This is a genomic window from uncultured Psychroserpens sp., from assembly GCF_947492715.1.
In the GTDB taxonomy this organism is placed as follows: Bacteria; Bacteroidota; Bacteroidia; order Flavobacteriales; family Flavobacteriaceae; genus Psychroserpens.
Genome location: NZ_CANLNS010000011.1, coordinates 29,177 through 43,645, shown reverse-complemented (window position 1 = coordinate 43,645; position 14,469 = coordinate 29,177). Strand labels below are relative to the sequence as shown.

At 34.0% G+C, this 14,469-nt stretch carries 9 protein-coding genes; 3 read left to right on the top strand and 6 right to left on the bottom strand.

Features of this window, described 5'->3' with window-relative positions; genetic code table 11:
- Positions 1-30: 30 nt before the first annotated feature.
- The 4 genes from Q0787_RS18695 to Q0787_RS18680 all read right to left on the bottom strand — a co-directional run bounded on the left by Q0787_RS18695 (position 31) and on the right by Q0787_RS18680 (position 5,830).
- Entirely contained in the window at positions 31-1,368 is a 1,338-nt protein-coding gene (locus Q0787_RS18695) for a dihydrolipoamide acetyltransferase family protein (RefSeq protein ID WP_298904801.1), read from the bottom strand.
- Positions 1,369-1,459: 91 nt separating this feature from the next.
- Positions 1,460-2,557 carry a glycosyltransferase family 2 protein gene (locus Q0787_RS18690; protein ID WP_298904798.1) on the bottom strand — a complete coding sequence of 366 codons (1,098 nt, stop codon included), beginning with the start codon at positions 2,555-2,557 and terminating at the stop codon, positions 1,460-1,462.
- A 7-nt stretch (positions 2,558-2,564) separates the two neighbouring features.
- A complete protein-coding gene (gene recR / locus Q0787_RS18685; protein WP_298904791.1) occupies positions 2,565-3,182 on the bottom strand; it encodes a recombination mediator RecR in 618 nt (205 codons plus the stop codon).
- Positions 3,183-3,283: 101 nt separating this feature from the next.
- Positions 3,284-5,830, bottom strand: coding sequence for a T9SS type A sorting domain-containing protein (locus Q0787_RS18680; protein ID WP_298904788.1), 2,547 nt, complete (start codon positions 5,828-5,830; stop codon positions 3,284-3,286).
- Between the two features lie 147 nt (positions 5,831-5,977).
- Here Q0787_RS18680 and Q0787_RS18675 point away from each other — a divergent pair, with 147 nt between their 5' ends.
- Entirely contained in the window at positions 5,978-7,456 is a 1,479-nt protein-coding gene (locus Q0787_RS18675; RefSeq protein ID WP_298904785.1) for a sodium:solute symporter, read from the top strand.
- Here Q0787_RS18675 and Q0787_RS18670 read toward each other — a convergent pair.
- Positions 7,443-7,805 carry a CoA-binding protein gene (locus Q0787_RS18670; RefSeq protein WP_298904781.1) on the bottom strand — a complete coding sequence of 121 codons (363 nt, stop codon included), beginning with the start codon at positions 7,803-7,805 and terminating at the stop codon, positions 7,443-7,445. The two genes, Q0787_RS18675 and Q0787_RS18670, sit on opposite strands and share 14 nt — an antisense overlap.
- Positions 7,806-7,977: 172 nt before the next feature.
- On the opposite strand from Q0787_RS18670, the gene Q0787_RS18665 reads away from it, so the two are divergent.
- Positions 7,978-10,443 (top strand): TonB-dependent receptor, encoded by a 2,466-nt coding sequence (locus Q0787_RS18665; protein WP_298904778.1) that lies wholly within the window; start codon positions 7,978-7,980, stop codon positions 10,441-10,443.
- An 884-nt stretch (positions 10,444-11,327) separates the two neighbouring features.
- Here Q0787_RS18665 and Q0787_RS18660 read toward each other — a convergent pair.
- Entirely contained in the window at positions 11,328-12,338 is a 1,011-nt protein-coding gene (locus Q0787_RS18660; RefSeq protein WP_298904882.1) for a 3-oxoacyl-ACP synthase III family protein, read from the bottom strand.
- Positions 12,339-12,546: 208 nt separating this feature from the next.
- On the opposite strand from Q0787_RS18660, the gene htpG reads away from it, so the two are divergent.
- Positions 12,547-14,433 (top strand): molecular chaperone HtpG, encoded by a 1,887-nt coding sequence (gene htpG, locus Q0787_RS18655; RefSeq protein ID WP_298904775.1) that lies wholly within the window; start codon positions 12,547-12,549, stop codon positions 14,431-14,433.
- The last annotated feature ends 36 nt before the right edge of the window (positions 14,434-14,469 follow it).

Genomic DNA, 14,469 nt, shown 5'->3' with positions numbered 1-14,469 from the left:
ATATTCAGGTTCCTATTATAAATAGGAAAATTAAATCTCTCTATTTGGGTCCCAAGCTTCTAAATAATCTTTAACCGCTTTTACAAATTGGCCACCTAATGCACCGTTAACAACTCTATGATCATAAGAGTGCGACATAAACATGCGGTAACGAATGCCTATGAAATCACCTTCAGGTGTTTCTACAACAGCTGGTACTTTTCTAATAGCACCTAAAGCCAATATACCCACTTGAGGTTGATTAATAATTGGAGTTCCCATAATACTTCCAAAAGTTCCAACATTAGTCACTGTATATGTTCCTCCTGCAATATCATCTGGTTTTAGTTGATTCTCTCTTGCACGACTAGCCAAATCATTTACTTTTTTGGTCATTCCAACCAAGTTTAATTGGTCTGCGTCTTTAATAACTGGCACAATAAGATTTCCATCTGGTAAGGCTGCTGCCATCCCCAAATTAATATGTTTTTTCTTGATTATTGAATCACCTTGAACCGAAATATTCATCATTGGAAAATCTCGTAGTGCTTTTGCTACGGCCTCCATAAAGATTGGTGTAAACGTTAAGTTCTCTCCCTCTCTTTGTTTAAATTCGTTCTTAACTTTATTACGCCAGTTCCAGATTTTAGTGACATCGGCCTCTATAAAACTTTGAACATGTGCCGATGTTTGTACAGACTCAACCATATGATGTGCAATAAGTTTACCCATTCTGGTCATTTCTATAATTTCGTCATCACCGCTTGCAACAATTGGCGCAGGAGCCGCTTTTTTAGCTACACCGTTAGCCTGTGCTGCCACAGGTTTTGAAACCTCTTGAGTGGCTACCTTAGCAGGAGCTGGTTGAGAACTTCTATTATCTACATAAGAAAGAATGTCATTTTTAGTCACACGTCCATCCTTACCAGAACCAGCAATAGTATCTAATTCGGTTTGAGAAATCCCCTCTTGCTTAGCTATATTTCGTACCAAAGGTGAATAAAAACGATCGCCCGTACTAACAATGGGAGCCACAGCCTCTTGAGCGGCAGTAACCGCTTGTGAAACCTCTGCAACAGCTGCAGGTTCGGCAACTTCTTGTTTTACTGGCTCGGTTTGTGTCGCTTCTGAAGAGCTAGCAACATCAGCTTCAGTTTCTATTACGGCAATGGTTTGCCCTACTTGCACAACAGCATCAACGTCAAATAATTTTTCTACCAAAACACCATCTACTTCACTAGGCACTTCACTATCAACTTTATCTGTTGCAATTTCGAAAACAGCTTCATCTGCTTCAATAGTGTCACCTACGTCTTTCAACCAAGATGTTATTGTTGCCTCTGCAACACTCTCTCCCATTTTTGGAAGCTTAAGTTCAAATTTTGCCATATCTGTAATCTAAGGTCAATAATTGGTTTGTTGATTGCAAAATTAATGAAAAATCAATACAATTATTGAGATTATTTCAAATAATTATTCTCTAGAAGTTTATCACCTCGCCTCTACTTTTAGAGTGGTCACTTCCAATGATAAAGTTAGAATTTTTTGGTAGAATTTTAAACGTGGTCGTACAATTTTTAGGAGCATTAGACAAGATATCTATGATATCCTTAAAACTCAGGAGGTTATTGTCTAATATATATTCTGTTTTCTCTTCATATAATGAGAAATGAGGCTGTACTTTTAAATCGGATTTTAAAACAGTATCCAGATCTGTATTCATTTCCGAAGACACTAATATTGTCTGATCTAACTTGGCTTTCCTTGCTTTGGTGGTACGACCAAATAACGGACTTAACTTAATTCCGAACCACACCAAGGTATCAAAAAATAGATTTGACTTAAAGTGCTTATTATAAAATATTTGCATGGCTCCATAAAACCGTTTAGCATAGACCTTATCTTTAAGTGTGCTTTCACCTTTAAAATGGACTATTGCAACGTCTCCGTGATAGCTATTAAAATATCCTGCTTTCTGTACTTTATAAGACAAATCAATATCCTCTCCATACATAAAATAGTCCTCATCAAAACCATTAACATTAGAATAAACTACTTTGCGCATTAACATAAAAGCACCTACAAATACAGAAACTTTAGCCGATTCTTTTTCATCGACATGTGAAGCATAATAGGATGTTGACCAACCTAACATCTTTTTAATAGCTACAGAAGGTGTTGGAATATTACGCTTACTTTCTGGTAAGAACTGCCCTTTACCATCTATGAGTCTGCATCCTAAAATACCTTGTTTGAGTTGGTCATCAAACTTATTAAGTAAACGTTCGAAAGTATCTTCGGCAACTATAGTGTCTGGATTAAGAATACAAACATAATCTCCTTTAGCCTTGGCAACACCGATGTTATTTCCTTTTGAAAACCCATAATTTGATTGATTTTCAATAAGGGTCACTCTGGGAAAGCGCTTTTTTATCATCTCGCAACTATCATCTGAGGACTGATTATCAACCACAATGATTTCGCTATCAATATGCACCAATGCCGCTTCTACACTTTTTAGACAGAGCTCTAAAAAATAACGTACATTATAGTTTAATATGACAACAGATAGCTTCAAATAGTAATTAAGATTTTAAAGAGACCTCGAAGGGAATTCTGTTAATAATACTACGACCAAGTGTAACCTCATCTGTATACTCTAATTCGTTTCCTACAGAAATCCCACGAGCAATCGTGGATGTCTTTACATCGAAACCTTGAATTTGCTTATAGATATAAAAATTGGTTGTATCGCCTTCCATAGTGGAGCCTAAAGCAAAAATTAATTCGTTAATTTTTCCTTGTTTTATCTTTTCAACTAATGACTGGATATTTAATTCATTTGGTCCGATACCATCCATTGGAGAGATCTTTCCACCTAAAACATGATATAAGCCTTTAAACGAACTGGTATTCTCTATAGCCATAACATCTCTAATATCTTCAACAACACAAACCACATCATTAATACGATTAGGGTTAGCACAAATTTCACACGTTTCAGTATCACTTATATTATGACAACTTTGACAAAACTTGATTTCGGTACGCATATCACTTAATGCTTTAGCAAAATTTAAAGTATGTTCTTTAGGCTGACGTAAAAGATGTAAAACTAAACGTAATGCTGTTCGCTTACCAACTCCTGGTAATTGTGACATTTCGTTAACAGCGTTTTCAAGTAATTTTGAAGAAAATTCCATAACGGCTAATTTACAATTTGTAAAGTAATTTTAAGTCTGATTGCATAAAAAAACCACTACAACAAAATCATAGTGGTTTTTTTATTTACAATACATTTTGCTTAATCGATAACAAGTTTTTTGGTGACAAACCCATTAGCATTATTAACTTTTACAAAATAAAGTCCTGAAGCATAGTTTGAAACATCTATTGATGTTGGTTCAGAAATATTTTTGTTCTTAGTAAAGTACATCAACTTACCAAGTGCATCGTATATTCTAACTGAAACAGGTTCATTTTTATCCCAGCTTAAAGTTACGTTGTTTTTAGCGGGATTAGGGTGCACTTTAAAGGACTCTAATTCAAATTCTGAAACGCTAAGCGTTGCATCAAAAACTTCAGATCTCCATAATCCACGACCATAAGTTCCTGCATAGATTTTATTATCTGCAGCATTGATTTCTAATTCACTGATACGTACATTAGGCAAACCATTATTAAAAGGCACCCAAGTATTACTCGTTGTATCGTCTATGTAGTAAACACCATAATTCATCCCTACATAAACTCCGTTATCATCATTATCCTGAAACTCAACAGCTAATGCTACAAAATTAGGCAACCCTGTTCCTAAGGCATTCCAAGACACACCATTATCTGTGCTTAAAAACACTTTTTGAGAACCAAATCCAGAAGAAGACACTGCTACTTTGGAAGGATCTGTAGGATGTACTGCTATATCTGTAATAGACCCTGTAAACCCAAGATCTAAATTGGTAGATTCTAACCAAATACTTCCTCCATCTGTAGTTCTATAAAATGTATCATTAATTGCTATATACATATTGTCGTTGTTGGCAGGAGAAATTTTTAAATGATCAATATCTAATCCATAATTTGGAGATATTGAATTCCACGTTCCTCCACCATCTGTAGATTTATAAACCTCATCAAAAGCGGCATAAATAACATCTGCGTCAATTGGATCTTGTTCAAAAGGTACAATCCAATTCCAGTTATTTTGACCTCCTTTCCCGTCTGGTTGAGAGATTCCAACTAAATTTGCGCCTCCATTAAGTGTTTTATAAAACGTTCCAAACTGACTTGTTCCGTACATAATCTGAGAGTTGTTTTTATCTATAAAACTCTCCATTCCATCTGCCCCAAGCCAATCTGTCCAATTTCCGTTAACATCCATTACAGAAGACCCATTGTCTTGTGCACCTCCTGTGACTACCACAGGATCTGTTTGGCTTATTCCTATTTTATAAAACTGACGTATACCAATTCCTGTTGTTAAATCTGTATAGTAATTACTATTAAGGTTTCCTGTATCATTTGCCACGAAACATCCACCATCGGTTCCTGCATATAATTTATATCCATCTGTTGCATTTCCTATAAATTCTAGAATATCTACATCGGCATGACAATATCCAATGTTTGCAAACTGCGCACCTCCAACTGTCCATTGTGATGAAATAGAGAAAGAAATGCCGCCGTTTGTAGATCTCCAAGTATTAACTCCTGCAATATGAACTTCATCAATATTACTAGGATTAATAGCAATATCCATATCTCTAGGAGCTTGACCAACACCAGCATCATTAACATCGTTAGGATCTGAGCTGTAACCAAAGTAATTTTTACCAGAATGATTTAGTGTTGAAAATGAAATTCCAGAATTTGAAGACTTATACAAATTACTGAACGCTCCTCCACCAGATTCTAACACATAAACAACAGAAGCATCTGCTGCAGATACTCCAATCATTTTAGGTCCGGTAGTTGCAACGGTAGGAATTTCTGTAAAAGTACCTCCTCCGTCACCAGACCTGTATAAACTAGACCCAGAAGCAAATACGATATTTGTATCACCAGGTTTGAATTCCACGTCATAAGCGCTACCACCAAAAACTTGAGTCCAATTGAGTCCATCATTTGTTGATTTATGAAATCCACCTCCTTGAGCAGTACAGTACATTTTAGTACTACTTGGTGTTGGGTCAATTAATATTTTGTTTACGTTTCCGTTTCCTATATCAGAATAAAAATTCCATGTTGCCCCAGAATCTGTAGATCTAAAAATTGTACCTCCAGTAGATCCCCAATAATAATGTGTTGGGTTTTTTGGATCTATAGCTAATGCATATACATCAATGTTAGACAGGTTATCTGTTAAAACCGTCCAGTTTTGTCCACCATCTGTAGAACGCCAAATACCACCGGTTTCTGCACCAACTATAATAGTTGTTACTGATGATGGATCTACAGCAATTGAAGTTACTCTACCAACACCTGGATTCCATCCAGAAGTCGCATTCCACGATGTAGGTCCCATTTCTTCCCAGGTTCCAACCGTTGTTCTTGCCAATTGATTTTGATTGGCATTTTGCGATGCAATGTAATTTTCTAATTCTTCCTGAAAATATTCAGGTGATTTAAGTTTTCCTGTGGCATCCATATTACGTTCTGCATTATAGAGCCACCTGCGGTAAGATTTGTATCCTGTTCCTCGTCCTGTGCCAGCATTCTCAAAATGAGATTCTGCAGCCGAAACGATTTCAGCAACAGTGTAGGTACCTTCAGCAATCATGTCTTTATAGTCTTGTGCAACTGCTGTAATGGAAAAAGAAGCGATAGTTAAAAAAGTAAGTATCTTTTTCATTTCAAATAAATTTAGGTTAAAATTACCCTAAAAAAAAAGTCATCCATGTCAACTTTTATTTACGTTTAATTTTAATTAGTTAATATTGTTTGCAATTTTTTAGCTAAAATAAGATATTTCGGCCAAAAACCTGTTAAAACCTCAATTATGTCGACGAACGCCATCATTTTTCTCATCCTAGCCTATTTTGGCGTACTTATTCTAATTTCTTATTTTACTGGGAAAGAAGATTCAAATGATGCCTTTTTTAAGGCTAATAAATCGGCTCCTTGGTATTTAGTGGCTTTTGGAATGATAGGGACTTCATTATCTGGTGTGACCTTTATTTCGGTTCCAGGTGCTGTTGAAGCGAAACAATTTGGGTATTTTCAAGTAGTTCTAGGGTATTTTTTTGGTTATTTGGTTATTGCCTATGTATTGCTTCCGTTATACTATAAAATGAATCTCACCTCCATTTATACGTATTTAAAGGAACGTTTTGGAAAAGTAAGTTACAAAACAGGATCGATAGCTTTTTTAATCTCTAGAATCGTTGGTGCATCACTTCGATTATTTTTAGTAGCAAAAGTACTTCAATTGCTTGTTTTTGATAAAATTCTAATTTTCGATCAATACACTATACCTTTTCCTATAACGGTTGTAATTACGGTCGCTCTTATTTGGCTTTACACTTTTAGAGGTGGTATTAAAACTATTATTTTTACTGATACTCTTCAAACACTATTCATGCTAATTTCTGTGGTTGTTACCATTTCATTTTTAGCAAATGCCTTAGATCTTAATAGTATTTCTGAAGTCTATAATAATGTAAAAGCTAGCAAGCTAAGTAAAGTCTTCTTTTTTGATGATTTTAATGATGCACAATACTTTATTAAAAGCTTTTTAGCCGGTATATTTATAACCATTACAATGACAGGTTTAGATCAAGATATGATGCAAAAAAACTTAACCTGTAAGAACTTAAAAGATGCACAAAAAAACATGGTTAGTTTTAGTGTAATTTTAATATTTGTAAATATTCTATTTTTAGTTTTAGGGCTTTTATTAACTCAATACGCACAACAACATGGCGTCACTGCAAATAAGGACGATTTGTTTCCAACTATTGCAATGTTACCAGAAATTGGTGTTATCACGTCTGCTTTCTTTTTACTAGGCTTAATTGCTGCGGCATATTCTAGTGCCGATAGTGCTTTAACTTCATTAACAACATCATTTTGTATTGATATTATTGAATTAGATAAAAAGCCAAAAGACAGTCAAAAAAGAGTTCGAAAACAAGTACATATACTTTTTAGTTTCATTCTAGTATTGGTCATTATTTTATTCGACCTCCTATTTACTGATGTTTCTGTAATATGGGAATTATTTAAGGCAGCTGGATATACTTATGGTCCATTACTTGGTCTCTTTGCTTTTGGAATTTTAACCAAAAAGCACCTAAAAGATAGTTATGTATGGATAATTGCTTTAATAGCTCCTGTAGTTTCTTATTTAATAAATATGTTCTCGGTAGACTTATTAAATGGTTATCAAATTGGATTTGAAATTTTAATAATTAATGGACTTCTAACCTTTTTAGGATTATTGTTTATTACTAAAAAATCTCAACTTAATACTGATTAGTTGAAAGTAAAACCAGAGTACAGGCTTCTTCAAAATAAATACCTGCCTGTCTTAATACATTCTGAAATTCTGAGTTCTCAGTCCCAGGGTTAAATATAATACGTTCGGGTTGTAACGATATGACGTAATCATAAAATGCTTTTTGACGCTCAGGATTAAGATAAAGCGAAATAGTATGAATATCTTTATAAGGCATCAAATGTGTATCTATTGTTACCCCTGCAACTATCCCATCACGTAAACCCAAGGCAACAACATCTAGACCGTAATTAACTAATCTGTTAATTGCGATGTTAGAATAACGTGCTGGTTTTAACGATGCTCCTAGCACCAAAGTTTTTTTATTCATAGCTCTATAATTTGGTACAAAAATAAAATACCAGAATTTAATGCGTCTTCTCAAATGTTAAAAAGATGTTAACTAGTGTTAAAAAAAGTAACACCTCACCAAAGTTGTCGTCTATGAGATAACAACCGTTTTATTTAAACAAAAAAGACTAATCAATCAAATCAATCAAAAAATGAAAAAAATCACGCAATTGTGCATTTTTCTATTCACTGTAATAGCATTTGCAACACCATCAAATTTAGACTCAAACCTAAGAGATGGAACCGTATCCGGAAGAGTAATGGATGCGCAACTTAAAGAACCGTTACCCTATGTAAATGTCGTTATTAAAAGTGCTTCAGGAGAAACGATAACTGGAGGAATAACAAAGGATAATGGTACATTTGAAATCGAAAAAATCCCTGAAGGAAAAATCGTTGTAAGTATTCAATATATAGGATACAAAACGGTATCAAAAGACGTTACCATTGGTAAAGGAAACTACAAAGTTAAATTGGGAGACATTTTCTTAGAGGAAGATGTTGCTGGTTTAGACGAGGTTACCGTAATAGCAGAAGTATCGACCATTCAACAAAAGGTAGACCGTAAGGTAATTACTATTGGAAAAGATTTAGCGGCCACTGGTACTGCATCAGAACTTATGGTAGGAATTCCTTCTGTGAGTGTAGATTCTCAAACAGGTGACATTGCACTAAGAGGAAATCAAAACGTTCGTGTTATGGTTGATGGGAAACTATCAAATATACCAACAGCTCAGTTACTAAAGCAAATTCCATCAAGTGCTATTAAATCTATTGAATTAATTACTAATCCATCTGCAAAGTATGATCCAGATGGTATGAGTGGTATTATTAATATTGTACTCCATAAAAATACCATGGTTGGATTTAATGGTAGTGTAAGTACTAACTTTAGCTACGAAAGACGTCCAAAGTTCAATAGTGCTTTAAATATGAATTACAGAAATGGTAAATTCAACTTATATGGGAACTATAGTAATAACATTTCGAAGAATTTCAATTTCGGTTTTATTGATAGAATAGACCAAAACACACTTCAAAATGTGACCGTTCTTGATAACAGAAAATCTCATGTATTTAAAGTTGGAGTTGATTTCTATATCAATGATAAGAACACGCTTTCAGTATTTACCAATCAAAATTTATTTGATGGAGGAACGGATGCTGAAACTGGTATTCTTTTTGGTAATAATACATTCCAGAATCAACTTATTACCAATGACGGAGACAATACATCTCAACAATACAATTTCGATTATAAATTAGATTTTGACAAAGAAGGGCAAAACATAGAGTTAGAAGTTGATTATAACATTTTTGATGGGGATGCCAACACAAATAACCTCTTTTCTGGAAGTGCTAATAATAGACCAAACTTCTTTGAGCTTACAGATACAGAAAGAGAACGTACATCGATTAATCTTGATTATGTAGACCCATTATCTGAAACAACAAAACTTGAAGCCGGATTACAGGCTAGGTTATTTAATAGTGCTATTGAGTACGAATCTGATGGTCGTTCGCAAAACGCAAATGGCGATTACATTCCTTCTTTAACTAATTTTGATTATAGTAGAAATATCTACTCTGCCTATGTAAATTATAGTAAAAAAATCAACAAATGGAGCATCCAATTAGGTTTGCGTGCTGAAACTGTTAATGTTGAAACCTTAGCTGAAGAAACAGACTTACAAACAAACTTAGTTACCCTAACTCCTTTTGACAATGATTATTTTGAATTGTATCCTTCGGCGTTTGTAACATTACAAGCTTCAGAAAAGAACTCATTTCAGTTTAGCTACAGCAGACGAATTGATAGACCTGGTGTTGGCCAAGTGAATCCATTACCAGAATTTAATACACCTTTAATTTCTAAGTTTGGTAACCAAGACTTATTACCTCAGTTTACAAATTCATTCGAAACGAATTACACGAGAAGATTAAAGAAAGGAACCATTACAGCTGGTGTATTTTACAGAAGAATTAAAGACGAAATTTCAACAATAGTTTTTGTAGATAGAGCAGATTTTAACCGATTAATTTTAACAGATGATAATTTCCAAAATACATCATCTTATGGTTTAGAAATCTCTTCTAACTATCGTCCAACAAAATGGTGGTCTATTAATGGAAGTTTTGACCTCTATGCGCAAACACAAAAAAGCATTAGTGAACGTTTAACTGCTCCTGCAGAAACGGCAACAGAGGCCGATATTGTATTAGAAACTGTAGAAGTTGATAACGTCGCTTATAACTTTAGAATCTTCAACAACTTTAGAGTTAGTCCAAAATTATCATTTACTGCTTTTGCTTTTTATAGAGGCGCAAATGAAAATATCCAATTTGATCAGGATGCGATGCATTTCGTAAACCTTGGAATGCGTTATAGCTTCTTAGAAGGCAATAGAGCAACCTTCAACTTTGGTTACAATGATGTGTTTAATACTATGAAATTCTCTGCAGATTCTGGAAGACCTTTTAGACAAAATGTAGAATTCAACTGGGAAAGCAACACATGGAATCTTGGATTTAGCTACCGATTTGGTGGCGGAAAATATCGTGCTAAATCTCGTAAAAACAGAGATAACGATGAGAAATCTGGAGGAGGTTTCTTATAGAGAACAAGTAAAGTTTAGTAACCTACATATAATAGTTGATGGTTAGTGTTAATGTTTGGTTATTAAATAAGAAAACCCAAGGCTTTTGTCTTGGGTTTTTGTTGTTATAAAGAATTTCGAATGCTACTGTAATGTTTTATCTGTATCTACGACTTAACACTTGTAAACAACATAAAGTTAGTTTTTTACATGTTAGAATTTTAGAGAAACAAAATTGATTAGTAGCAAAAAAAATCCGAAGCCTAAACGTTTCGGATTTTTTTATGAATCATCGTTTTGTTAATTGATGTTAAAAATGTTAATAGATAAAATAAAACACACTTTTTAGCGTCTATAGGTTGTGATAAGTTTTAAAGCTAATCAGTTTAAAAAAATCACTCTTTTATAGTTTTAGTGTTTTTAGTAAAATTGGTTAATAGCAGAAAAATCCCAAAGCAATAGCTTTGGGATTTTTTGTATTAAGATTGTTTCTTGGATCGCCTAGCTATTCCTAAAATTATTAAAATCGCTCCACAAGCCAGTCCAATATACTTATATTGAGTAGCATCGTAAAATTTAAATAGTATTAAAAATCCAAAAATAATGGCAGCGAGTCCACCTCCTAAAGGTCCTCTTTTAAAGAATTCGACATGATGTTTTTTATATGATTAGGTATTGAATATAGTCAGAAGTTCTAAATACACCTAATATCTAATCAAAAGACTTCATAAACGCTTTAATCTATTTCATATTTAAAATCCCAAAGCTGTGCTTCGGGATTTCTTTTATTATAATTATCAAAAACAATGCTTAACCCTTGTTTTATTAGTCCGAGAGAAAGACCTGTTTCTTACTAGATGTAAAAACAAACAAAAGGTTGCTTCAAAACACAATTATTTTTTTAATTACCATTTCATAATAACACTTCCCCATGTAAAACCGCTACCAAAAGCTGCCAACACAACTGTATCTCCGTCTTTAATTTTACCTTCTTCCCACGCTTCGGTTAAGGCAATAGGAATTGAAGCGGCAGTCGTATTACCATACTTTTGAATATTATTAAATACTTGATGATCTTCTAATTTAAATTTACGTTGAATAAATTGAGCAATGCGTAAATTGGCTTGATGTGGAATTAGCATATCTACATCATCTACTTCGAGTTGATTTTTCATCAAACCTTCCATAATAACTTCACTAAAACGAACAACGGCATTTTTAAACACAAACTGCCCATTCATATATGGGAAGTAACTCTCATCATTAGGATCACTTTCGGCGATAATATCATTCACCCAACGCTTACCCATTCCTGGTGCAATTAATACCAATTCTTCGGCATGCTCACCTTGCGAATGCAAATGTGTTGATAAAATCCCTTTAGTCGTATCTTCTTCCCTAGTTAATACTGCGGCACCAGCACCATCACCAAAAATTACAGTGACCCCTCTACCACGCGTTGTTTTATCTAAACCATGAGAATGTAACTCACTTCCAATAACTAACACGTTTTTATACATTCCTGTTTTAATAAAATTATCTGCAACAGAAACAGCGTATACAAAACCAGAGCATTGGTTACGCACATCTAAGGCACCAACTGTTTTAATATCTAAGGCATGTTGTACTTGAACACCAGGACCTGGAAAATACATGTCTGGACTCAAGGTTGCAAAAATGATAAAATCAATATCATCTTTATCAATACCTGCACGCTCTATAGCAATTTTGGCAGCCTTCACTCCCATTGTTGCCGTAGTATCACCAGAGCCTTTAACAACCCAACGACGTTCCTTGATTCCAGTTCGTTCCTGAATCCATTCATCGTTTGTATCCATCATTTTGGATAAATCATCATTGGTCACCACATTGTCAGGAACATAATGTCCCAAACCTATTATTTTGGAATTGTACATAGTAATCTTAATATTAAATAAGTCTTGCAATTTAACCATTTCAGTAGTACCATCTTTTAAACTCAAACCTAATTCGTTATGCATGCATAGTATCTCAAAAATGTCAGTTTGTCACCTTAATGTTCTTGGTACTTTTTTTGTCTTAGACATAATGAACATAAAAATTAAACATTGTCATTTCAAAGTGACACTTAAATTATAATTTATCATGACAAAAGGAAACATTAATGTATCGGTAGAAAATATTTTCCCGCTCATTAAAAAATTCTTGTATAGCGATCACGAAATCTTTTTACGTGAGTTAATAAGTAACGCCACAGATGCTACACTTAAGTTAAAACACTTAACAAGTATAGGTGAAACAAAAAGCGAGTATGGAAATCCGCAAATTGAAATTAAAATTGATAAGGACGCAAAAAAATTGCACATTATTGATCAAGGTTTAGGGATGACTGCCGAAGAGGTTGAAAAATACATCAATCAAGTGGCATTTTCTGGAGCCGAAGAATTTTTAGACAAGTACAAAGATTCTGCGAAGGACTCTGGAATTATTGGACATTTCGGACTAGGATTTTATTCTGCCTTTATGGTTGCCGAAAAAGTAGAGATTATTACTAAATCTCACAAAGATGAACCTGCAGCTCATTGGACTTGCGATGGTTCTCCAGAATTTACTTTAGAAACAGCCGATAAAACCGAAAGAGGGACTGAAATTATTTTGCATATTGCAGAAGACTCTACAGAATTCTTAGAAGAAGGACGCATTAGTGAACTCTTATTAAAGTATAACAAGTTTATGCCTGTTCCAATTAAATTTGGAATGAAAACTGAAACACTTCCAAAACCTGAAGATGCAAAAGAAGAAGATGCCACGCCAACTCAAGAAGTAGATAATATCATTAATAACCCTAATCCTGCTTGGACAAAACAACCCACAGAATTAGAAGAAGATGATTATAAAAATTTCTATAGAGAATTGTATCCAACACAGTTTGAAGAGCCATTATTTAACATTCATCTTAATGTAGATTATCCGTTTAATTTAACAGGAATCTTGTATTTCCCTAAAATGACGAATGATCTAAACGTCCAAAAAGATCGTATTCAACTTTACCAAAATCAAGTATTTGTAACCGATAACGTTGAAGGTATTGTTCCTGAGTTTTTAACAATGCTTCGCGGTGTAATTGATTCTCCAGACATTCCATTAAATGTGTCTCGTAGTTATTTACAAGCCGATGGTGCAGTGAAGAAAATTTCATCATACATCACTCGTAAAGTGGCAGATAAATTGAAATCTCTGTTTAATGCTAATCGCGAGGATTTCGAAAAGAAATGGGACGACATCAAAATTGTTATTGAATATGGAATGCTTTCTGAAGAGAAATTCTTTGATAAAGCAGATGCCTTTGCTTTATATCCTTCGGTTGATGGTACCTACTATACGTACGAAGAATTATATAATAAAATCAAAGCGAAGCAAACTGACAAAGATGACAAACTTGTGATTTTATATGCTTCTGATAAAGATACTCAGCATTCGTATATAGAAGCTGCAAAAGCCAAAGGTTATGAAGTATTGCTATTGGATTCTCCAATTGTGTCACACCTCATTCAGAAACTAGAAACAACTAAGGAAAAAATTTCTTTTGCTCGTGTTGATGGTGATCATATTGATAATTTAATTAAGAAAGATGATACCACAATTTCTAAATTATCTGAAGAAGAAAACACCAAATTAGATGAATTGTTGAAAGCAGTTATTCCTGCCGAAAAGTTCACAGTACAGTTAGAAGCTATGGATAGTGATGCATCGCCATTTATAATTACGCAACCAGAATTTATGCGCAGAATGAAAGAGATGCAGCAAACTGGCGGAGGCGGTATGTTTGGTATGGGTAATATGCCAGAAATGTATAACCTTGTTGTGAATACTAATTCTGAATTGGTTGGTGAAATACTAAACACAAAAACCAAAAAGAAACAAGAACGTTTAATCAATCAAAGTTTAGATTTAGCACGTTTATCTCAGGGCTTATTAAAAGGCGAAGAGTTAACTAACTTTATCAAGCGCAGTTATGATATGATTAAGTAAACATAAAGTCATTTACAAATAAAATATCAAAACCAT

Excerpts from the sequence above, each read along its gene's own strand:
- Q0787_RS18695 (WP_298904801.1), bottom strand. The coding sequence starts at position 1,368 with ATGGCAAAATTTGAACTTAAGCTTCCAAAAATGGGAGAGAGTGTTGCA.
- Q0787_RS18675 (WP_298904785.1), top strand. The coding sequence starts at position 5,978 with ATGTCGACGAACGCCATCATTTTTCTCATCCTAGCCTATTTTGGCGTA.
- recR (WP_298904791.1), bottom strand. The coding sequence starts at position 3,182 with ATGGAATTTTCTTCAAAATTACTTGAAAACGCTGTTAACGAAATGTCA.
- htpG (WP_298904775.1), top strand. The coding sequence starts at position 12,547 with ATGACAAAAGGAAACATTAATGTATCGGTAGAAAATATTTTCCCGCTC.
- Q0787_RS18660 (WP_298904882.1), bottom strand. The coding sequence starts at position 12,338 with ATGTACAATTCCAAAATAATAGGTTTGGGACATTATGTTCCTGACAAT.
- Q0787_RS18680 (WP_298904788.1), bottom strand. The coding sequence starts at position 5,830 with ATGAAAAAGATACTTACTTTTTTAACTATCGCTTCTTTTTCCATTACA.
- Q0787_RS18670 (WP_298904781.1), bottom strand. The coding sequence starts at position 7,805 with ATGAATAAAAAAACTTTGGTGCTAGGAGCATCGTTAAAACCAGCACGT.
- Q0787_RS18665 (WP_298904778.1), top strand. The coding sequence starts at position 7,978 with ATGAAAAAAATCACGCAATTGTGCATTTTTCTATTCACTGTAATAGCA.